This window comes from Pseudomonas khavaziana, assembly GCF_036704165.1.
Lineage (GTDB): Bacteria > Pseudomonadota > Gammaproteobacteria > Pseudomonadales > Pseudomonadaceae > Aquipseudomonas > Aquipseudomonas khavaziana.
Genome location: NZ_CP129946.1, coordinates 138,178 through 158,848, shown reverse-complemented (window position 1 = coordinate 158,848; position 20,671 = coordinate 138,178). Strand labels below are relative to the sequence as shown.

The 20,671-nt window shown below is 59.6% G+C and carries 24 protein-coding genes; 12 read left to right on the top strand and 12 right to left on the bottom strand.

Going from position 1 to position 20,671, the window contains the following annotated elements; genetic code table 11:
• Positions 1-47: 47 nt before the first annotated feature.
• From QYQ93_RS00705 to cfaB, 4 genes are all read left to right on the top strand, one after another.
• Entirely contained in the window at positions 48-299 is a 252-nt protein-coding gene (locus QYQ93_RS00705; RefSeq protein WP_043048199.1) for a membrane protein, read from the top strand.
• A 66-nt stretch (positions 300-365) separates the two neighbouring features.
• Positions 366-1,211 (top strand): DUF692 domain-containing protein, encoded by an 846-nt coding sequence (locus QYQ93_RS00700; protein ID WP_338476062.1) that lies wholly within the window; start codon positions 366-368, stop codon positions 1,209-1,211.
• Complete coding sequence (locus QYQ93_RS00695) at positions 1,202-1,990, top strand: DNA-binding domain-containing protein (RefSeq protein WP_043048197.1); 789 nt, start codon at positions 1,202-1,204, stop codon at positions 1,988-1,990. The genes QYQ93_RS00700 and QYQ93_RS00695 overlap by 10 nt, the downstream gene beginning before the upstream one ends.
• 85 nt (positions 1,991-2,075) lie before the next feature.
• Positions 2,076-3,263, top strand: a complete 1,188-nt coding sequence (gene cfaB / locus QYQ93_RS00690; protein WP_043048195.1) for a C17 cyclopropane fatty acid synthase CfaB — start codon at positions 2,076-2,078, stop codon at positions 3,261-3,263.
• Here cfaB and QYQ93_RS00685 read toward each other — a convergent pair.
• Both QYQ93_RS00685 and cls read right to left on the bottom strand, forming a co-directional pair.
• Positions 3,251-3,670: a hypothetical protein gene (locus QYQ93_RS00685; RefSeq protein ID WP_043048194.1), complete on the bottom strand. Its 420-nt coding sequence runs from the start codon at positions 3,668-3,670 to the stop codon at positions 3,251-3,253. The genes cfaB and QYQ93_RS00685 overlap by 13 nt on opposite strands.
• 88 nt (positions 3,671-3,758) lie before the next feature.
• Positions 3,759-5,198: a cardiolipin synthase gene (gene cls / locus QYQ93_RS00680; RefSeq protein ID WP_338476059.1), complete on the bottom strand. Its 1,440-nt coding sequence runs from the start codon at positions 5,196-5,198 to the stop codon at positions 3,759-3,761.
• A 130-nt stretch (positions 5,199-5,328) separates the two neighbouring features.
• On the opposite strand from cls, the gene QYQ93_RS00675 reads away from it, so the two are divergent.
• Positions 5,329-5,850: a DUF3617 domain-containing protein gene (locus tag QYQ93_RS00675; RefSeq protein ID WP_034116524.1), complete on the top strand. Its 522-nt coding sequence runs from the start codon at positions 5,329-5,331 to the stop codon at positions 5,848-5,850.
• Positions 5,851-5,927: 77 nt separating this feature from the next.
• Here QYQ93_RS00675 and QYQ93_RS00670 read toward each other — a convergent pair whose 3' ends face one another.
• From QYQ93_RS00670 to folE2, 5 genes are read right to left on the bottom strand one after another with little or no spacing between them, the layout of a single operon-like run.
• Positions 5,928-6,488, bottom strand: coding sequence for a DapH/DapD/GlmU-related protein (locus QYQ93_RS00670; RefSeq protein ID WP_043048191.1), 561 nt, complete (start codon positions 6,486-6,488; stop codon positions 5,928-5,930).
• Positions 6,485-7,363: a metal ABC transporter substrate-binding protein gene (locus QYQ93_RS00665; protein WP_338476055.1), complete on the bottom strand. Its 879-nt coding sequence runs from the start codon at positions 7,361-7,363 to the stop codon at positions 6,485-6,487. Before QYQ93_RS00665 ends, QYQ93_RS00670 begins: the two co-directional genes overlap by 4 nt.
• A gap of 11 nt (positions 7,364-7,374) precedes the next feature.
• Positions 7,375-8,241, bottom strand: coding sequence for a metal ABC transporter permease (locus tag QYQ93_RS00660; protein WP_057011526.1), 867 nt, complete (start codon positions 8,239-8,241; stop codon positions 7,375-7,377).
• Complete coding sequence (locus tag QYQ93_RS00655; RefSeq protein ID WP_043048187.1) at positions 8,241-8,909, bottom strand: metal ABC transporter ATP-binding protein; 669 nt, start codon at positions 8,907-8,909, stop codon at positions 8,241-8,243. The genes QYQ93_RS00660 and QYQ93_RS00655 overlap by 1 nt, the downstream gene beginning before the upstream one ends.
• Positions 8,906-9,796, bottom strand: coding sequence for a GTP cyclohydrolase FolE2 (gene folE2, locus QYQ93_RS00650; protein WP_338476051.1), 891 nt, complete (start codon positions 9,794-9,796; stop codon positions 8,906-8,908). The genes QYQ93_RS00655 and folE2 overlap by 4 nt, the downstream gene beginning before the upstream one ends.
• Positions 9,797-9,924: 128 nt before the next feature.
• Here folE2 and QYQ93_RS00645 point away from each other — a divergent pair, with 128 nt between their 5' ends.
• Complete coding sequence (locus QYQ93_RS00645; RefSeq protein WP_338476049.1) at positions 9,925-11,136, top strand: N-acetylmuramoyl-L-alanine amidase; 1,212 nt, start codon at positions 9,925-9,927, stop codon at positions 11,134-11,136.
• Here QYQ93_RS00645 and QYQ93_RS00640 read toward each other — a convergent pair.
• Positions 11,133-11,501, bottom strand: coding sequence for a hypothetical protein (locus tag QYQ93_RS00640; RefSeq protein WP_043048184.1), 369 nt, complete (start codon positions 11,499-11,501; stop codon positions 11,133-11,135). The two genes, QYQ93_RS00645 and QYQ93_RS00640, sit on opposite strands and share 4 nt — an antisense overlap.
• Positions 11,502-11,626: 125 nt before the next feature.
• On the opposite strand from QYQ93_RS00640, the gene dksA reads away from it, so the two are divergent.
• Genes dksA through QYQ93_RS00620 form a run of 4 tightly spaced genes read left to right on the top strand, consistent with a single transcriptional unit; the run spans position 11,627 to position 14,915 of the window.
• Entirely contained in the window at positions 11,627-12,031 is a 405-nt protein-coding gene (gene dksA, locus QYQ93_RS00635; RefSeq protein WP_043048182.1) for an RNA polymerase-binding protein DksA, read from the top strand.
• Between the two features lie 27 nt (positions 12,032-12,058).
• The gene (gene zigA, locus QYQ93_RS00630) at positions 12,059-13,264 is read left to right on the top strand and encodes a zinc metallochaperone GTPase ZigA (protein WP_043048180.1); all 1,206 of its coding nucleotides are present in this window, start codon (positions 12,059-12,061) and stop codon (positions 13,262-13,264) included.
• Positions 13,264-13,908, top strand: a complete 645-nt coding sequence (locus QYQ93_RS00625) for a DUF1826 domain-containing protein (protein ID WP_338476046.1) — start codon at positions 13,264-13,266, stop codon at positions 13,906-13,908. Before zigA ends, QYQ93_RS00625 begins: the two co-directional genes overlap by 1 nt.
• A gap of 44 nt (positions 13,909-13,952) precedes the next feature.
• On the top strand, positions 13,953-14,915 hold the full coding sequence (locus tag QYQ93_RS00620; RefSeq protein WP_043048176.1) for a CobW family GTP-binding protein: 963 nt from the start codon (positions 13,953-13,955) through the stop codon (positions 14,913-14,915).
• Here the strand turns inward: QYQ93_RS00620 and QYQ93_RS00615 are convergent.
• A complete protein-coding gene (locus QYQ93_RS00615; RefSeq protein WP_043048175.1) occupies positions 14,909-15,304 on the bottom strand; it encodes a DUF3301 domain-containing protein in 396 nt (131 codons plus the stop codon). The genes QYQ93_RS00620 and QYQ93_RS00615 overlap by 7 nt on opposite strands.
• A 117-nt stretch (positions 15,305-15,421) precedes the next feature.
• Here QYQ93_RS00615 and pdxY point away from each other — a divergent pair, with 117 nt between their 5' ends.
• Entirely contained in the window at positions 15,422-16,294 is an 873-nt protein-coding gene (pdxY, locus tag QYQ93_RS00610; RefSeq protein ID WP_043048174.1) for a pyridoxal kinase PdxY, read from the top strand.
• 40 nt (positions 16,295-16,334) lie between these two features.
• Here the strand turns inward: pdxY and QYQ93_RS00605 are convergent, their stop codons facing one another.
• On the bottom strand, positions 16,335-16,820 hold the full coding sequence (locus tag QYQ93_RS00605) for an acyl-CoA thioesterase (RefSeq protein ID WP_043048172.1): 486 nt from the start codon (positions 16,818-16,820) through the stop codon (positions 16,335-16,337).
• A gap of 295 nt (positions 16,821-17,115) precedes the next feature.
• Here QYQ93_RS00605 and QYQ93_RS00600 point away from each other — a divergent pair, with 295 nt between their 5' ends.
• Entirely contained in the window at positions 17,116-18,873 is a 1,758-nt protein-coding gene (locus QYQ93_RS00600; RefSeq protein WP_043048171.1) for a cation:proton antiporter, read from the top strand.
• Between the two features lie 102 nt (positions 18,874-18,975).
• Here QYQ93_RS00600 and QYQ93_RS00595 read toward each other — a convergent pair whose 3' ends face one another.
• Together QYQ93_RS00595 and QYQ93_RS00590 are read right to left on the bottom strand one after the other, a co-directional pair.
• Entirely contained in the window at positions 18,976-19,383 is a 408-nt protein-coding gene (locus tag QYQ93_RS00595) for an SMI1/KNR4 family protein (RefSeq protein ID WP_043048170.1), read from the bottom strand.
• Positions 19,384-19,518: 135 nt separating this feature from the next.
• Positions 19,519-20,391 carry a Tim44 domain-containing protein gene (locus tag QYQ93_RS00590; RefSeq protein ID WP_043048169.1) on the bottom strand — a complete coding sequence of 291 codons (873 nt, stop codon included), beginning with the start codon at positions 20,389-20,391 and terminating at the stop codon, positions 19,519-19,521.
• Positions 20,392-20,671: the final 280 nt, after the last annotated feature.

Genomic DNA, 20,671 nt, shown 5'->3' with positions numbered 1-20,671 from the left:
GCAATCCGTTCAGACCGACTCCACTACCGATTTATGAGGACTACACAATGAACATCAAACAAGCCGTTTCCGGTGCAGCCCTGGCAATCGCTGCCGCTTCCATGTTTGCCGGTGTCGCCACCCAGGTACAGGCTGCCGAGGCTTCGGTTCATTGCTACGGCGTCACCTCCTGCAAAGGCATGAACGATTGCAAGACCGCCGAAAACGCTTGCAAAGGCCAGGCTGTCTGCAAAGGCCACGGCTTCAAGGCTATGACCAAGGCTGCTTGCGACGAGGCTGGCGGCAAAGTCGGCGAGTAAGCGACAACCGAGTGCAACCGTAGCGGTCCCGCTCCACCGCTGCGGACACTTTTGCGGGAGTTCATGATGAGCAGTTCCTTCCCCTCCCTGGGTTACGGCCTGGGTTTACGCAACGAATACTATGAGCAGATCCTGGCGCAATCTCCTGCGGTGGATTGGTTCGAAGTGATCTCCGAGAATTATCTGGTGCCGGGCGGCAAAGCCTTGTACTACCTGGATGCCATAGCCGAGCGTTATCCCCTGGTGATGCATGGCGTGTCCTTGTCCATCGGCGGGCCCCATGCCCTCGATACCGAATACCTGGAGCAAATCAAACAGCTCGCCGAGCGCATCCAGCCGGCGTGGATTTCCGATCACCTGTGCTGGAGCCGCGGCAACGCGCACCAGTTGCATGACCTGCTGCCTCTGCCCTACACCGAAGAAAGCCTCTACCACGTGGCCGGCCGTGTGCGTCAGGTGCAGGATGTGTTGCAGCGCCCGCTGGTACTGGAAAACGTTTCCAGCTACGTGCGCTCCAAGACCGATGACTTTACCGAGTGGGAATTCCTCAACGCCCTGGCCCACCTGAGCGGATGCCAGTTGTTGTTGGACGTCAATAACGTCTACGTCAGCTCGCGTAACCATGGGTTCGATGCCTGGACGTTTATTCGCAACCTGCCGCCCGAGAGCATCCGCCAACTGCACCTGGCGGGGCATATGGACTACGGCCACTACGTGGTCGACACCCATGACCATCCGGTGTGCGACCCGGTATGGGCGCTGTATCAGCAGACCCTGGAGCATTTTGGCCCGGTGTCGACACTCTTGGAGCGCGATGACCATTTCCCGCCGTTCGAAGAGTTACTCACCGAATTGAGCAAGGCCCGTGAACTGGGTGCCAGCGCCTTGGCCCGGAGATCGCTATGCGCCTGATCGACTGGCAATTGGCTTTTGAGCAGCATCTGTTATCCGAAACGTCCGTCGCCAATAGTAGCTTTGCCGCCACCTTGCTGGGTGGGCCGACGCTGGACGTAGACACGGGGCTGGCCATTTATCACAACGCCTACCTGTCGCGATTGCAGGAAGTGCTGCGCCATGACTTCGGCGCCATCTGGTATTGGCTGGGAGATGATGAGTTTGCCTTGCTGACCCAAGCCTATATCCGTCGATATCCCTCGGCCCACTACAGCCTGCGCTGGCTGGGTGGGCGCTTCGCAGTGTTTATCCTTGAGCACCTGGTCGCAGAACAAAGTGCGCCGCTGGCTGAAATGGCGCGCTTGGAGTGGGCGTTCACCCTCGCGTTTGATGCGCCTCAGGGGGCGCCGCTGACCTTGAATGACATGGCGCAACTGGCGTCTGAAGACTGGCCGACGTTGCAGGTCATCCTCGCGCCTTCAGTGCAGCAGTTGCTATGCCGTTTCAATACGGTGGCGATCTGGCGGGCCAGCAAGGATGAATCGGATTTCCCCGGCAGCCAAGCTCTGAATCTGGCGCAACTCTGCCTGGTGTGGCGCCATGAGAATGTGTGCCACTACCGCAGCCTGGAGCCCGGAGAAGCCTTTGCTCTGGCGGGGATGGTGACCACCGGTTGGAGTTTTTCAGAACTGTGTGCGCAGTTGGTAGTCACTTATGAAGAGGGCGCACCACTGCAAGCGGTCACATGGCTGAAACAGTGGATCCAGGACGGTTTGCTCGAGCGACGAGTGCCATAGAAAGGTGCTATCGATCGATAGCTTCCTACTTTGTTTGGGATGGTCTACCCTCACTGCAGACGTCTGAAACAAGGGGGGACTACTCATGCTCGCGCAACTTCCACCGGCCTTACAGAATCTTCAGCTACCGCTGCGTCTTCGACTCTGGGACGGCCATGAATTCAACTTGGGCCCCGAGCCCAGTGTGACCATCGTGGTCAAGGATCCCACGGTCGTGTCCAAGCTGAGCTATCCAACGCTCGACGCTCTGGGCGAAGCTTTCGTCGAAGGCAAACTGGAGCTGGAAGGCTCCATCTCCGAAGTAATCCGGGTCTGTGATGAATTGAGTCACGCCTTGGTCGATGACGACGAGGGCAGCCGTCCGGTACGCTCGATCCATGACAAGGCCACCGACGCGGCAGCCATTTCCTATCACTACGACTTGTCCAACGAGTTCTACCAGCTCTGGCTGGATCAGGACATGGCGTATTCCTGCGGTTATTTCGAAACCGGCAGCGAATCAATCGACCAGGCCCAGCAAGACAAATTCCGCCATCTGTGCCGCAAGTTGCGGCTGCAACCGGGTGAGTATCTGCTCGATGTGGGTTGTGGTTGGGGCGGACTTGCGCGGTTTGCGGCGCGGGAATTCGGGGTCAAGGTGTTTGGCATCACCCTGAGCAAGGAGCAACTGGCGCTGGCCAAGGAGCGCGTGAAAGCCGAAGGCCTGGAAGATCAGGTCGACCTGCAACTCCTTGATTACCGCGACCTGCCCCAGGACGGTCGTTTCGACAAAGTGGTGAGCGTGGGCATGTTCGAACACGTCGGCCACGCCAACCTGGCGCAGTATTGCCAAACCCTGTTTGGCGCCGTACGCGAAGGTGGCCTGGTGATGAACCATGGCATTACCGCCAAGCACACTGACGGCCGCCCAGTAGGCCGTGGTGCCGGGGACTTTATCGAACGCTACGTGTTCCCCAATGGGGAGCTGCCGCACCTGGCGATGATGACCGCTGAGATCAGTGAAGTCGGGCTGGAAGTGGTCGATGTCGAAAGTTTGCGTTTGCACTATGCACGCACTTTGGACCATTGGAGCGAGCGCCTGGAAGACAACCTGGAAGCGGCGGCGAAGATGGTACCGGAGCAGGCGTTGCGTATCTGGCGCCTGTACCTGGCCGGTTGCGCTTATGCGTTTGCCCGGGGCTGGATAAATCTGCATCAAATTCTTGCAATCAAGCCCCATGCAGATGGCAGCCATGAACTGCCGTGGACGCGTAGCGATATCTACTTCGGTTGAGGGATGTTTTCCCAGTTCAACGTGGTCGGATCGGCCACGTTATTGGGGAAACGCTCGAACGTACCATGTTGTTTAGCAGCGTTCTGATCGTCTTGTATGTACAGCTGTTGGGTAAATACGTTGCTGATTCGATTGAACGTTAGATCATGTCGAGCCAGGTTTTCACCCCAGTCATCGGAAGGTAATGAAATGAAGCTCATCGCCCAGGTCGGATTGTCCGAGTCGCCAATGGTGACGTACACGCCCCAATGATGTTCACCGGGTGAGAGGATCAGATAAATGCCATTGCTATAGAGATAAACGGCCGCCGTTTCGAACGGTTTGCCGGGATAGAGCACTTGGTAGCGCAGGTGGAGGATATGGGTGGGGTCGCCAATTTCTATCTTTAGCGTGGGTGCTTTCTTCATGATTAGGCCTCTTGAATTGAATAAGAAGCTAGAAATATTAGTCCAATTACCCCGATGTGAATGCGCCAGCCCTTGGCTGATGCGTTTGTTACAAAATCGGTGAAATAAGACGTGCCACCCGCATACCCAATTGTTGCAGGCGTCGTGTCTCGCGGCTTTCCTCATGGCTAACTTCATGGGCCAAGGCAAAATCGTCCAACAGCATCTTTTCCACCTCGCTGGCGAAAGCTTCATCCACCGTGAGCAACATCACTTCGAAATTCAGCCGGAATGAACGGTTGTCCATATTTGCGCTGCCAATAGCGCTGATTTCCCTGTCCACCAACACCACCTTCTGATGCAGAAACCCTGGCGTGTAGCGGAAGACCCGCACGCCTGCGCGCACCGCTTCGATGGCGTAAAGGCTCGAGGCGGCATATACGATGCGGTGGTCGGGCCGCGATGGCAGCAGCAGGCGCACGTCCACCCCACGCAGCACTGCCAGGCGCAGGGCGGCAAACACGGCTTCGTCGGGAACGAAGTATGGGCTGGTGATCCAGACCCGTTCGGTCGCCGCGTGGATGGCCTCGACGAAAAACAGCGAGCAGGTTTCATAGGGATCGGCCGGGCCACTGGCGAGCAGTTGGCAAAGCACGCCGTCTTCAGGATAAGCGTCCGGCAGTATCAGTGGCGGCAGTTCCCGTGCAGCCCAGAACCAGTCCTCGGCAAACGATTCCTGCAGGCACGCCACCACCGGGCCGGTGACTTGCACATGGGTGTCGCGCCATGGCGCCAACGGTGGTTTTTTGCCCAGGTATTCATCGCCGACGTTATGCCCGCCGACAAACCCCGTAAGACCGTCCACCACCACGATCTTACGGTGGTTACGGAAGTTGACCTGGAAACGATTGAGCCAGCCGCTGCGGGTGGCGAACGCCTTGACCTGCACCCCGGCGTCGCGCAGAGACTGCACGTAGCGATGAGGCAGTGCATGGCTGCCGATGCGGTCGTACAGCACGTAGATCGACACGCCTTGGGCGGCTTTTTTCTTCAGCAGGGCCTGTAACTGGCGGCCCAGTTCATCATCATGAATGATGAAGAATTGGAACAGCACGGCGGTCTTGGCGTTGCCAATGGCCTCGAAGATCGCGCCGAACGTGGCATCACCATTGATCAGCAAGCGCACTTCGTTATTGGCCAGGCACGGCATGCGCCCCAGCTTGGGCATGGCGCGCAGGGAGGCATAGGCGCTGGAGTTGCGTGCCGCGAGGGCTTCCTCTACCCATGGGCGCCAGTTCAGTTCGGTGATTGCCGTGTGCAATTCCTGGTTGGCCTGGCGACGGGCCTGGATGTACGCGTCGAAGGTGCTGCGGCCGAAAATCAGGTAGGGAATCAGCGTCAGGTAAGGCATGAACATCAGCGACAAGGCCCAGGCGATCGAGCCTTGGGCGGTGCGGACAGTCAGTACCGCGTGAATTGCGGCGAGGCTCCCGAGAACGTGCAGCGTGGCAATGAAGTAGGCGAGCAGGTGCGGGCCAAAGAAATCCATGAACGACGTAACTCCAGGCAGTCCAGTGCGTAACAGACCATGAACGACGGCGAATGTCGCTATTTTATTTGCCGTGCAACACTGGCCGCTTTGCGGCGTCTAACGCCGACAATTACCCAGGAGTTACCCGATGAATGCTCGTCTGCTAGGTTTGGCCATGGTTGTTGGGTTGTCGCTGCCGGTGGCGGCGCAGGCGCAGATGTTGGCGCCGGGCTTGTGGGAATTGACCACCAGCAATATGAAGGTCGATAACCAGGACCTGCCGGACCTGTCGCTGATCCTCGGTCAGCTCAAGCAACAGATGACCCCTGAACAGCGCGCCATGCTCGAAAAGCAAGGCATCAACATGGCCGGTAAGGGCGTGCAGGTGTGCCTGACCCCAGCCCAGGTTGCCTCCGATTCCATCCCGCTGACCGACCCTCAATCGGGCTGCAAACAGGAAGTGACCGACAAGAGCGGCAACCAGTGGAAATTCCGTTTCAGCTGCCCGAAAGCCCAAGGCACAGGCGTAGCGACATTCCAGAGCCAGAAAGAATTCACCACCACCGTCAACGGTACGTTCAATGCCACCGGCATCCAGCAGAAGGGCAGCCTGGACAGCCACGCCCAATGGCTGGGCAATGATTGCGGAACAGTCAAGCCACGCGCTTAACGCAGAACATGTAGGGACGGCCCTGGCCGTTGTGACAGGCCAGGTGCCCGGAAACCAGCGTCGTGCTGGCTCATGACTCAAAACTCGTTTTGCAAGGCTTTGTAGCCGCGCACGAGGTCGACGTTGGTGCGCGCCACGTCTTCGGAAAACTCCGAGGCACTGACACTCACCGGCGGGAATTGCGACAAGTCGGTGCTGGGCCCGATGCGGGTGGTGGAGGGCACGTAGAAGGCCGCGGGCAGGTCGCGACCGTCGACCACTGAGTTGTGGCGCACCACGCAACCATCGCCCACGGCGCAGTTGAACAGCACGCTGTTGAAACCGATAAACACGCGATCTCCGACTGTACAGGGGCCATGGACGATGGAGCGGTGGGCGATGGAGGTGAACTCGCCGATGGTCACCGCCGCGCCAGACTTGGAATGGATGACCACGCCGTCCTGGATGTTGGAGTTGGCGCCGATGATAATCGGGTCCATGGCGCCGCTGGCGTCGACTTCGTCTGCGCGGATCACGGCATAGGGGCCGACGAACACGTTCTCGCCGATGATGACTTTGCCGCAGATGATCGCGGTTTTGTCGACGTAGGCCGATTCAGCAATCACCGGCAGGTCGCCGGAAGGGTTCTTGCGGATCATGGCTTGCTCAAGGCTGCGCAGAGGGTATTGAGGTTGTATTCGAACAGCCCGGTAAAGGTGCTGGCCGGGCCTTCTGAGGCAAGGGCGTCGGAGTACAGCGTGCCGCCGATCTGTGCGCCGCTTTCATCAGCGATCTGCTTGAGCAGGCGCGCATCCTTGATGTTTTCCATGAACACGGCTTTGACTTTGTCCTTGCGGATTTGGGTGATCAGCGCTGCGACTTCGGCGGCCGAGGGGTCACGCTCGGTGGATAAGCCTTGGGGCGCGAGGAACTCAATACCATAGGCCTGCCCCAGGTAACCGAAAGCGTCATGGGAGGTGACGATGCGACGGTTGCCCGGCGGCAGCGCGCCGAACTTGGCCTTGGCGTCGGCCAGCAGACTATGGATCTTTTTCAGGTAGGCCTGGCTATTACGCAGGTAGGCATTGGCGTTGTCCGGGTCGGCGGCTGCCAGCGCCTTGGTGATGTTGCTCACATAGATTTCGGCGTTGGCCAGGTTGTGCCAGGCGTGCGGGTCGGGAATGGTTTCGCCATCTTCGTCCATGGTGTGGGAAATCACGCCTTTGCTGGCCGTGACCACCGTGGCTTTGGTTTCGGTACTGGTGACCAGGCGATCCAGCCACGGCTCGAAACCAAGACCGTTCTTGATGATGACCTTGGCCTTGAGCAGTGCCTTGGCATCATCCGGGGTGGGTTCATAGGTATGGGCGTCAGCGTCCGGGCCGACCATGTTGCTGATCTGGATATGATCGCCTCCGATCTGGTGGGTGATGTCATCGAGAATACTGAAGCTGGTGACCACCTGGAGTTTGTCCGCAGCGTGGGCCATCGAAAGCGGCAGTAGCAGACTGAACAGCACGAGTATGGCGCGCATCGTGAAACACCTCATTGGGATGAAAGCAAAGGCGGGCGGCGCAACAAGCCGTGCACCGGACCGAACACTACGGACAGCAGATACCCGGCGCCCGCCACCAGCACAATGGCCGGGCCGCTGGGCAGTGAGTAGTAGAACGACAGCAACAACCCCAGCCATACCGACAGGCATCCCAGCACTGCCGATACCGCAATCAATACCGGCAGGCGTCGGCTCCAGAAGCGTGAAGCGATGGCGGGCAGCATCATCAAGCCCACCACCATCAAGGCGCCAATGGCCTGGAAACCGATCACCAGATTCAGCACCACCAGGGTCAGGAACACGCCATGGGCAAGCGGGCCGAGGCGGCTGACAGTCTGCAGGAACAGCGGATCAAGGGTGTCGAGCAGCAGTGGCTTGTAGATCAACGCCATGGCGATCAGGCTGAAACCTGAGACCCAGAGCATGCCGGTGAGGGTGGTTTGATCCACCGCCAGGGCTGAACCGAACAGCAGGTGCAGCAGGTCCAGGCGTTTGCCGGCAAGGCCCAGGATCAGTACGCCGGCAGCGAGGGAAATGGGATAGATGGCGGCGAGGCTGGCGTCTTCGCGCAGGCCGGTGCGACGGGTGATCCACGCGGCCAGGCCGGCCATGCTCAGGCCGGCGCCGAGGCCGCCAATGGTCAGCGCGGGCAGGCTCAGGCCTGCGAACCAGAAGCCCAGGGCGGCGCCGGGCAAGATGCCGTGGGCCACCGCGTCACCGATCAGGCTCATGCGCCGCAGGATCAGAAACACCCCCAGCGGCGCGGTGCTGCAGGCGAGCACCAACCCGCCGATAAGTGCACGGCGCATAAACACGAAGTCATGGAACGGCATCCACAGGTGGGCGCTAAGGTGCATCAGGCCACCTGCATCTGTGGTTGCGGGCGGATCAGCGCTTTGCTGGGGCCGAAGACGCAGCCGGTGTTCTTGATCTGCACCACCTGCTGGGTGTGATAGCGCACAGATGCCAGATCATGACAGACAACGACCAGCGTGCGGCCTTCACCATGCCAGGCGTGGATATGTTGCCAGCACAGGGCCTGGCCGTCCTCGTCGAGGGCGGCGTGGGGTTCGTCAAGCAACAGGATCGGCGCATCGGCCAGGCTCATGCGGGCGAGCAGGGCACGTTGCAGTTCACCTCCGGACAGCGCCATCAACGGCCGATGTTCCAGGCCACTGAGGCACCAGTCGTCCAGTACCGCTTGCAGGCGTTGGCTGCGTTCCTCGCTGGTGTGGCGGGTGCCCCAGAAACCGGCGGCGACCAATTCTTGCAGGCTGATGGGGAACTGGCGATCCAAATGTTGTTGCTGGGGCAGGAATGACAGGCCACCACGGCGTGGGACATCCACGCTGACCTTCCCCGACAGTGGCTTTTGCAGGCCAGCAATGACTTTGAGCAGGCTGCTCTTGCCCGTGCCGTTGGCGCCGATGATGCCGGTGAGGCTGCCTTTTTCCAGCGTCAAATCCAGTGCCGGCGTCAGTGGTTGGCCGGGAGCGCCCCAGCGCAGAGCGTTACAAGTGATCATGCCAGGTCTCTCGTCCAGCGGCTTTCAGCCACGGCATCATGCGCGTGCAGGCTTTCGGCGTGGATCACTTTGAGGTGGAAGGCTTTGACCGCATCCGAGCGTTTCAAGGCGAGGTTCAGGCGGCGAGCGGCATCTTCGCAAAACATCAGGTTCTGCCCGTTAGCCAGGGCGAAGGCTTGTTCGTCCGCACGTTTCACTGCGGTTTGCACAGCGGTGCCGAGGGCGGTTTCGGCAATGTTGATCAAGTCGACTATCGCCAGCTCATTACCTTGTAGGTGAACGTGTAACTGCGCACTGCTGCGCTGGCTATGAGGCGTGGCGACAATCCCATTGGCGCTGCCGAGCCAGGCAAACACGTCTTCGTGCTGCAACGGTGAATTGGCGAAATCCTCCAGAAATTGCTGCTGAATCAACTGCCTGGCGAGGGCGGCAGAACATGGGCAGGTTGAGGAATAAGTAACGTCAATTTTTAGTTCCACGTGGAACATCTGGTTTTCCAAGCGTGCTTCGATGCTCACCGGGTAACTTTTCCAGCCCGCTAGGGGGCTGACCAGCGCCGGGCGCTTAAGCAGCAGATCGGTGTGGATACGCAGGTAAGCGTTATTAGATAAACCTTCATGACTGGCGAGAAATCGAAGCAGTACATTACGCAGAAGTGCAAATGTGAGCGGCTGCTGATCGAGCATTTCCAGAGCCAGGTAAAGGCGTGACATATGAATGCCACGGGCCGTGCCGTCGTCCAGGCTGACGCCGGCATCGGCAGTGGCGGTCAGGCGCTGACCGTCAATCAAAATAGGCAGGGCGATGCCGCACATGCCCACCCAGTCGAGTGGCAGGGCTTGGCGTGAAGCCTGCGCGGCGATATCCGGCAGAGTCAGCGCATTCATAAGCAGGTCCATCGTTGGAAATAATTCGTCATGTTATAGTATAACAATAGCCGCTACGATGAAATTTCTACTCCAGCCTTTGTTCAGTCATGTCGAGCAGGGACGCTCCTTTATCTGCGGTATATGTCATGCACAGACGTCAGCTACTCAACCTGCTGCTGGTCAGCCCCTTGTTCACCTTGCCTTTGGCGGCCTACGCCACGCAGATTCGCAACGCACGCCTGTGGCGCTCGGACGACAAGCTGCGCCTGGTGTTCGACCTTAGCGGCCCGGTGCAATACAAGACCTTTTCCCTGACGGCTCCAGACCGCTTGATCATCGACTTAAGCGGTGCGGGCCTGAGCGGTGACTTCTCCCAACTGGTGTTGAAGAACAGTGGGATCACGTCGATCCGCTCCGGGCATTTTGGTAAGAGCGACACGCGCATCGTGTTGGACCTGGCCGCGCCGATGCAGCTCAACAGTTTCTTGCTGCCGCCCCAGGATGGCCAAGGCCATCGCCTGGTGCTGGACCTGACCAACGCCACTCGCGCCCCCCGTCAAATCGCTGCTGAACCGCCGCCAATAGTGACGCCGGTGGGCAAGGGGCATCCCAAACGCGACATCATCGTGGTGGTCGACCCTGGGCATGGCGGTAAAGACCCGGGTGCTGTCGGTTCCAAGGGCCAGCGCGAAAAGGATGTGGTGCTGTCGATCGCCCAATTGCTGGCTAAACGTTTGAAGCGTGAAAAGGGCTTTGCCGTCAAGCTGGTACGCAACGACGACTTCTTTGTGCCGCTGCGCAAACGCGTGAACATCGCCCGCCAGCACAAGGCCGATATGTTTATCTCGGTGCATGCCGACGCTGCCCCACGGCTTAGCGCATCGGGCGCTTCGGTGTATGCATTGTCTGAGGGCGGTGCCACTTCTGCCACGGCGCGTTTCATGGCCCAGCGCGAAAACGGCGCAGACCTGCTGGGCGCCACCACCTTGCTCAATCTGAAGGACAAGGACCCAATGCTGGCCGGGGTGATCCTGGACATGTCGATGAACGCTACCATCGCCTCCAGCCTGCAATTGGGCAGCTCGGTATTGGGCAGCCTGCAAAGCATCACCAGCCTGCATCAGAAGCGTGTGGAGCAAGCAGGGTTTGCGGTACTCAAGTCACCGGACGTGCCTTCGATCCTGGTGGAAACCGGGTTTATCTCCAATGTTCGCGATGCCCAGCGACTGGTCACCGCACGCCACCAACAGGCGGTGGCGGATGGGCTTTTCGAAGGTTTGAAAAGTTACTTCCAGAAGAACCCACCCATGAACAGCTACATGGCCTGGGTGCAGGAGCAGAACAAGGCCCAAGCCTAACAGCCGGTCATTCGGCTGCAAGTGAACTTGGCACTGGCACCACCTGAGCTGGAAAAGCGGTTGAGGGTGGTCCAGCCCACCCGCCGTGTGTAACCGACCCACGCCTCGCCATCGGATGCCAACCCGGTAAAGAACGTCAGCTGCCCGTAGCGGCTGTTGGTCTGCGCCCAGTAGCGTTTGCCGACCACCTCAAAGCCGCGCAAATAGGTGGTGCTGCCCACGGTCGCCACGCTATAGGCATTGCCCAACGGGTCTACGCACGCCAGCAGGTTGGCGCTGCGCGTGCAGTTGGCCAACGGGCTGGGCGCTTGGGCGAAGGCAGGCCCTGCGGCTGCCATGAGCAGGGCGCACATCAGGTATCTCATCGTATTTCTCGGGCTAAGAAGATGATCAAGCATTGCGCCCTTCGTCGCGTCGAACAAGGGGATTGGCTTATTTGCATTGTTATACTATAACATAAAAACACAGCCTGACCCGTGAACCGCTTCCCATGACCGAACAAGACCTTCTGGCCCAACCGCCTGCCGACTACATGAACGACGCCCAACAACGCTTTTTCCGCGAGCTGCTGCTGGCTCAGCGCAATGAGCTGCAAGCGCGTATTGACGCTGAGTTCCAGGCGCTGCGCGAGCAGGAAACCAATAGCGACCTGGCGGATATCGGCAGTGCCGAAGAACAACGCCAATGGCAACTGCGCTTGCTCGAGCGGGAAAAAAAGCTGTTGGACAAGATCGACGACGCCCTGGAGTTGCTGGCCCGCGGTGAATACGGCTGGTGCCGTGAAACCGGCGAGCCCATTGGCCTGCAACGCCTGCTGCTGCGCCCCACCGCAACCCTGTGCATTGAAGCCAAAGAACGTGAAGAGCTGCGCGAACGCCATAAACGGGCAGTTTGACCGGCCAACCTTGATGAGGAATACCTGATGCCCAATCGTCTCCCCGTGACCGTGTTATCCGGCTTTCTCGGCGCCGGTAAAAGCACGCTGCTCAACTACGTCTTGCGTAACCGCGACAACCTGCGGGTAGCGGTGATCGTCAATGACATGAGCGAAATCAATATCGACGGCAGCGAGGTACAGCGCGACGTCACGCTCAATCGTTCGGAAGAAAAACTGGTGGAGATGAGCAACGGCTGCATCTGCTGCACCTTGCGTGAAGACTTGCTCGAAGAAGTCGGAAAACTCGCCAAGGAAGGTCGGTTTGATTACCTGCTGATCGAATCCACCGGTATTTCCGAGCCTCTGCCCGTGGCCGAAACTTTCACCTTTCGCGATGAAAACGAGCAAAGCCTGGCCGACATTGCGCGGCTGGACACCATGGTCACCGTGGTCGACGGCATGAACTTCCTGCTCGACTACCAGGCCGCCGAAAGCCTGGCTTCACGGGGCGAAACCCTCGGAGAAGAGGATGAGCGTTCCATCACCGACCTGTTGATCGAGCAGATCGAGTTCGCCGACGTCATCCTGATCAGCAAGATCGACCTGATCAGCAGCCGCGAGCGCGAAGAGCTGATGGCCATCCTTGAGCGCCTTAATGCCCAGGCGGAAATCATCCCGATGGTCATGGGCGAAGTGCCGCTGCACAAGATCCTCAACACCGGCCGTTTCGACTTCGAGCGCGCCGCCCAGGCCCCGGGCTGGTTACAGGAATTGCGCGGTGAACATGTGCCGGAAACCGAAGAGTATGGGATCGCCTCCACCGCTTACCGTGCGCGCCGGCCTTTCCACCCACAGCGTTTTTTCGACTTTATCGACCGCCCGTGGGTGAACGGCAAGCTGCTGCGTTCCAAGGGCTTTTTCTGGTTGGCCAGCAAACATCAGGATGCCGGCAGTTGGTCCCAGGCCGGCGGGTTGATGCGTCATGGGTTTGCCGGGCGTTGGTGGCGCTTTGTGCCAAAAAGCCAATGGCCCCAGGACGAAGAAAGCGTCGCGGCGATCATGGGTAACTGGCAATTGAGCACCGGTGACTGCCGGCAGGAACTGGTGTTTATCGGGCAAAACATCGACTTCAACCAGATGCGTGCCGAGCTGGATGCCTGCTTGCTCAATGATGAAGAAATGGCCCTGGACGTCGAAAGCTGGCGCCTGCTGCCTGATCCTTTTGGCCCTTGGTATGAGCAGGTAGCCTGATGCTGGCCCCGGTTATTCCCCTGCGCCCCGTGATCCGCCAGACCCGTGGGGAAACCCCGCTGGCGCTGTCAGATATTCTCGAAGATGGCGTCAACCTGGCGTTGTGGCAGCGCCAACTGCCCCTGCATATCGCCGAATTCGGTGCCTTACTGGTGGCGCTCAATGAGCCGTTGGCCGAGTCCTTGGTGATTGAGCTCGACAACGAAGATGCGGTACCTAACCTGCAGGGTTTGGCGTCCAGTTGTCGTGATCTTGAAGGTTATGACGGTTTTATCGCCGATGTATCGTGGCTGGTCAGCGCATTCGCCTGCCTGCTAGGCGCCAGGCGTATCGGTGTGCGCCTGCGGCTGTTGGACAAGGGCATGTGCCCGCGCTTTCACGTCGACCATGTGCCGGTCCGGCTGATCACCACCTATGCCGGCATCGGCAGCCAATGGTTGCGCGAAGGTGTCATGGACCGGCGCCAATTGAGCCAGGCAGACGCTGAGCCCACCGAGCGCATCGAGCAGCTTCACTGCGGCGAAGTGGCGTTGCTCAAGGGGACGAAATGGCATGGTAACGAAAGGCATGGCCTGATCCACCGTTCACCAGCGCTCCAGGCCGATGAGCGACGGTTGATCCTGACGCTGGATTGGCTGGCATAACCGGGTAGGATCAAGCTCTCCACACGGTCTGAATGATGCTTCCCATGCTGCAGAATATTCCCACCCACGTGATTGCCGGCCCGTTGGGCGCCGGCAAGACCAGCCTGATCCAGCACCTGCTCGCCCAGCGCCCGGCCAACGAGCGCTGGGCAGTGCTGATCAATGAGTTCGGCCAGATCGGCCTGGACGCGGCCTTGCTCACCCAAGACGATGATGGCATCGCCCTCGGTGAAGTGGCCGGGGGCTGCGTGTGCTGTGTGAATGGTGCACCGTTCCAGGTCGGGCTGGGCCGCTTGCTCCGTAAGGCCAAGCCGGATCGGTTGTTTATCGAACCTTCGGGTCTGGGCCATCCGATGCAGTTGCTCAAACAGCTGCGAGAGGCGCCGTGGCAAGGCGTGCTGGCGGTGCAGCCCAGTGTACTAGTGCTGGATGCCCAGGCTTTGGCGACGGGCAAGCCTTTGCCACAGGCACAGCAAGAGGCATTGGCCAGCGCCGGCCTGTTGGTGCTCAACAAGGACGAGGCGCTGGATGCTGCACAACGTCAGGCGATTGAAGCGCAATTACCCAAATGCACGCTCTATTGGACACGCCAGGCGCAATTGTCACTTGAGCGTTTGCCAGGCTTGGATGCGCAAGCCCAAGGCACTGTGGATAACTTCTATGCCCCTGAGGGCCTGGCGCAAATGCCGGCCATGTGGAGTGATCCTGCGTTGCCGATCTGTCTGAGCCAGGGCCAGGAGGGCGGCTGGAGTATCGGTTGGCGTTGGCACCCGAGCCAGCAATTCGAGATCAGCCGCCTGCATCACTGGCTATCAGGCCTCGAATGGCGGCGCGCCAAACTGGTTATCCACAGTGTCGACGGCTGGGTCTCGGCCAACGCTTTGGATAACAGCCCTCTAGCCTGGCGACCCAGCGAATGGCGGCGGGATTCGCGGCTTGAATTGATCTTCAGCGAGCCACAGGACGTAGCGGTATTACAGGCCGCGTTGGCAGCCTGTCGTTACTGACGATTCTTGGTGGCGTGGTCCTGGCGCCATTGGCTCAATTCGATCACCTCGGCGCTGGGCAACGGCTCCTTGGCCTCGAACGGGTAGGGCGCCAGTTCAATCTGCGCACTGTGGGCGCCGAACTGGGTGATGACCCCGGCATGCCGGGTTTCCCCGGTCACGGTGAATTCGAAGGTGTAGACACGTGCCAGGCGCCGCCGGCCATTGGCATCCTTGACGAACCCGATGCGTTTGAGTGCCACCGCACCATCGAGCAGTTCGATATCAAGCTTGGCGCAATGCTGTTTGACCCGCTCCAGCGCGCGCTCACGCAGGCCGTGGTTGTGCCAGACCCAGGCGGCGCCGGTCGCCAGCAGCATCAACACGAAGATGTTTCCCAGGGTCAGCATTCCATGAACTCCAACAAAGTGAGAGCAGCTTAACTGTGTCGCCGGTCTGTCGTACAGGCTGCGTTTAGTCGCATACTGCGCGGCCAGAATTTCAATGGCTTGACGGAAATCTCCCGCATGAAACGCACACCTCATCTGCTTGCGATCCAGTCTCATGTGGTCTTTGGCCACGCCGGAAACAGCGCCGCCGTATTCCCCATGCAGCGGGTCGGGGTGAACGTCTGGCCGCTCAACACGGTGCAATTCTCCAACCACACACAGTATGGACAGTGGGCGGGAGAAGTGTTGGCGCCGCAGCAAATTCCGGCGCTGGTGGAAGGCATTGCCGCGATTGGTGAGTTGGGCAACTGCGATGCGGTGCTGTCAGGCTACCTCGGCAGTGCAGCCCAAGGCCGCGCGATCCTTAGCGGTGTAGCCCGTATCAAGGCGATCAACCCCAAGGCGCTGTACCTGTGTGACCCGGTGATGGGACACCCGGAAAAGGGCTGCATCGTGCCACAGGAGGTCAGCGATTTCCTGCTGGACGAGGCTGCGGCCATGGCGGATTTGCTCTGCCCCAATCAGCTGGAGCTGGACAGTTTTGCCGGGCGCAAGCCGCAGTCGCTGTTCGATTGCCTCGCAATGGCCAAGGCGTTGCTGGCGCGCGGGCCCAAGGCGGTGCTGGTCAAGCACCTGGATTACCCGGGCAAACTCCCTGACGGCTTCGAAATGCTGTTGGTGACCGAAGACGGCAGCTGGCACTTGCGTCGGCCGCTGCTGGCGTTCCCGCGTCAGCCGGTGGGCGTGGGCGACTTGACGTCGGGCCTGTTCCTGGCGCGGGTGCTGCTGGGCGACAGCCTGGTCGCGGCCTTTGAGTTCACCGCCGCGGCAGTGCATGAAGTGCTGCTGGAAACCCAGGCCTGCGCCAGTTATGAACTGGAACTGGTGCGCGCCCAGGATCGCATTGCTCATCCTCGTGTGCGGTTCGAAGCCACACCCATTAGCCTCTAAGTACACAAAAACCAGTGTGGGAGGGTTTACAGGTTTTGAATCAAGGCGCTTCGTCTTTGATTTCCTGGTAACGCTTTTCCAGTTCCTGGCGAATCTGCCGGCGCTGCTGGGCCTGCACAAAGCGGCGCTTGTCCTCGCTGTTCTGCGGCTGCAGGGGCGGTACGGCGGCGGGTTTGCGCTGGTCGTCCACGGCCACCATGGTGAAGAAGCAGCTGTTGGTATGGCGTACCGAGCGCTCGCGGATGTTTTCGGTTACTACCTTGATGCCCACTTCCATCGACGTATTGCCGGTGTAGTTGACCGACGCCAGGAAAGTCACCAACTCACCGACATGGATCGGCTCGCGAAAAATCACCTGGTCCACCGACAGCGTCACCACGTAACGGCCGGCATAACGGCTGGCGCAGGCGTAGGCCACTTCGTCGAGATACTTGAGCAGGGTGCCGCCGTGGACATTGCCTGAGAAGTTGGCCATGTCAGGGGTCATCAATACCGTCATCGACAGCTGGGCGTTTCCGGGTTCCATAGCACACTCACGGGTTGTAGGCATTGGTTGGGGGGCGGGCACCTCTGCGGGTGCTGGAGTCTTTGCTGCGCCATCCCTAACGGGACGCCAGTGGGCGGCTTGCCGTCACGCGCGCGGCGATCTGTTTCCATATATTGCACCGGCTTTTCAGCAGAAGTCGCGGTGTTAACCTTCAAAAGCCCATCTCAGGGCTTTTCTTACGTTCAAGGCAGACTTTTCCTTCCGCTCTTTGCGACCCTACAAAGGCGCGGCCGGAAGTGGGAAAAGCGCCAGTACCCTCAAGGAGCCCCTCGCCATGCACGCCATCAGCTTTATCCAGGACCTGGCCGTGATCATGCTGGTAGCAGGGGTCGTCACCATCCTGTTTCATCGCCTCAAACAGCCGGTGGTGCTGGGCTACATCGTCGCCGGCTTCATTATCGGCCCCCATACCCCGCCGTTTGGCCTGATCCACGACGAAGACACCATCAAGACCCTGGCCGAGCTGGGGGTGATCTTCCTGATGTTCTGCCTGGGCCTGGAGTTCAGCCTGCGCAAGCTGTTCAAGGTGGGGGCTACGGCGTTTATCGCGGCGTTCCTTGAGATCGTCCTGATGATCTGGATCGGCTACGAGATCGGCCGCTGGTTCGATTGGAGCACCATGGACTCGCTGTTTCTCGGCGCGATCCTGGCGATCTCCTCGACCACCATCATCGTCAAGGCCCTCAATGACCTTAAGATGAAAGACCAGCGTTTCGCCCAGCTGATTTTTGGCGTGCTGATCGTCGAGGACATCCTGGGTATCGGCATCATTGCCTTGCTGTCGAGCATCGCCGTCAGTGGCACGGTCAGCTCCGGCGAGGTGTTCTCCACGGTCGGCAAGCTGTCCTTGTTCATGATCGTTGCGCTGGTGATCGGCATTTTGCTGGTGCCGCGCCTGCTGGCTTATGTGGCCAAGTTTGAAAGCAACGAGATGCTGCTGATCACCGTGCTGGGCCTGTGCTTCGGTTTCTGCCTGTTGGTGGTGAAGCTGGAATACAGCATGGTGCTCGGGGCCTTTCTGATTGGCGCGATCATGGCTGAATCCCGTCAATTGATTAAGATCGAGCGCCTGATCGAACCGGTTCGCGACATGTTCAGTGCAATCTTCTTTGTCGCCATTGGCTTGATGATCGACCCGCACATCCTGCTGCAATATGCCTGGCCGATTGCGGTGATCACCGTGGCGGTGGTGCTGGGCAAGATGCTGTCTTGCGGCCTGGGAGCCTTTATCGCCGGCAATGATGGCCGTACTTCGCTGCGGGTCGGCATGGGGCTGTCACAGATTGGCGAGTTTTCTTTCATCATTGCAGCATTGGGGATGACCCTGCAGGTCACCAGCGACTTCCTGTATCCGGTGGCGGTGGCTGTTTCGGCGATTACCACGCTGCTGACCCCCTACCTGATTCGCGGTGCCGACCCGCTGTCATTGAAGATTGCAGCGGTGATGCCCAAGCGTATGAGCCGGGTCTTCGGCATGTATGGGGAGTGGCTGCGCAGCATTCAGCCTCAGGGCGAGGGCGCGATGCTGGCCTCGATGATTCGCAAGATCATCCTGCAAGTCGGGGTCAACCTGGCACTGGTGATCGCGATCTTCTTCGCCGGTAGTTATTTCGCCGCACGCATTGGCGGGTACCTGGAGGGATGGATCAGTGATCCGAGCTGGCAGAAGGCATTGATCTGGGGTGGGGCACTGCTGTTATCGCTGCCTTTCCTGATTGCGGCGTATCGCAAGCTCAAGGCGCTGTCGATGTTGTTGGCAGAGATGAGTGTGAAGCCGGAGATGGCCGGGCGGCATACCCAGCGCGTGCGGCGGGTGATTGCAGAGCTGATCCCCATCTTGTCGCTGCTGGTGATCTTCCTGCTATTGGCAGCCTTGTCGGCCAGCATTCTGCCGACCAACAAGTTGCTGGTGTTGATCGCCGTGGTCACGGCGGCGGTGGCGGCGGTGCTCTGGCGCTGGTTTATCCGTGTGCATACGCGGATGCAGGTGGCTTTGTTGGAAACGTTGGATAACCACAAGGATACGCATTAGGACCGAGCTTGCTCGCGAAGATCGTTAACGATAATGCGGGAAACCTGACACCCATAGGCGCCCTCAGGTTTCTCGCGAGCAAGTTCGACTCCTGCAAAGACCTCAGCTTTCGAGCCAGACGTCCCGCGCCCAGTGCCACACCGATTCCCAGGTTTCTTCGGTAACGAGTTCTTCTTCGCCGGACCACAGCACCACGGTGCCGTCTTCTTCGACGAGATAGTAGTCATCGCCGTCCTGGCAGATCGGGATCATGCTGCGGTCGACGCCGGCATCCCAGGCGTTGGCGGCAACCTCCGGCAGGTAGGTATGGGATTGTGGGTCGGTGACAGTCACCGGCTCCAGGCTGCCGTACACCACATCACTGACGGTCAGCAGGAATTCGCGAAAGACAAACGGGATGTCGATGAACAGTTGTTCTTCGATCTCAACCAGTTGGTCTTCGTCAGGCAGCTCCAAGGGAACCGGGACCGGTTCGTTGGCTTCACGCAATTGTTCGATGATTTCTTCCACGGCCGGGATCCTCTTGCTAGATGGCGCGGTTTATAGGGGCGTTTTATACAGTAGCTCGCTATAAGTGCAACCGTGAAATAGAAAACCCCGGACATGTCCGGGGTTTTTATTACCGCTTGCTCAAACGAGCGGGTTTCAGCCGTTCTGGCGGATACCTGCCACCAGCCATGGCTGGTCCTCGCCCTGGGCACGTTCCATGTTCCAGCTTTCGCTGAACACTTCGCCCTGGTCGAAGCGCGAGGTCTTCGACACGCCGCTGAAGGTCAGGGTGGCGATGGTCTTGTCGGCGCGATCATCCACACCGTCCAGTTGTACGCGCAGGTCGTCGATGTAGGTCGACTGGAACGCGTCACCGATCTCGGCACGTTCGCGCTTGAGGAACTCCAGCAATTGCGGGGTCACGAACTCGGAGATCTTGTCCATTTCGTTAGCGTCCCAGTGTTGTTGCAGGGACTGGAAGTGGCTGCGGGCCGCTTCGACGAAACGCTCTTCGTTGAACCAGGCCGGTGCGTTGATCACCGGACGGGCGGCAGCGGCAGGTGCTGCCGAACCACCGAAGATCGAACCCATGGCAGGCTTCTGCTCGAATACTTCACGCTGCATGGGCGCGCCGGCTGGAGCCAGGTGCTCCTGCTGCTTGCGACGACGGGCGGCGATAAAGCGGAAGATCACGAAGGCAATGACGGCCAGGATCAGGATGTCAAAGATCTGCATGCCCTCGAAGCCGCCGCCCATGAACATGGAGGCGAGCAGGCCACCGGCAGCGATACCGGCCAGGGGGCCCAGCCAGCGCGAAGCACCGCCGGCCTTGGCTGCAGCGCCAGCGGCACCGGCTGCGCCCGCAGTGGCGGCTGCACCGCCGGCACCGGCGGTTGGAGCCATCTGGCTGGTTTGGTGAGTCGGCGCCGCGCCTGAGCTTTTGCCGCCACCGAAGCGTTTGGCGTTGGCGTCGAGACTCATCGTCAAGCCGATGCACAACGCCATGGCGATGCTAAGAAAACGTTTCATAAAGGGAATTCCCATTTGTGGATTGCACGCGCGCCATGTTGCACAGGTGTCGTGACAGTGGCTAGCGGCATAATGTTTCGGGCTTTTGCGTAAGACCGAATCCGAATGGTCTGTAGGACGTATTACAGATATTGGCCCGCGCTTGTTAAAAACAAGAGCGGGCCCGTAACCTGCATGTTGAGCCGCTCTCAGTAGGAGCGAGCTTGCTCGCGAAAACCGTCAACGATAACGCGGGCATTCTGGATGAACGCGTTGTCTGGACGTTCTTCGCGAGCAAGCT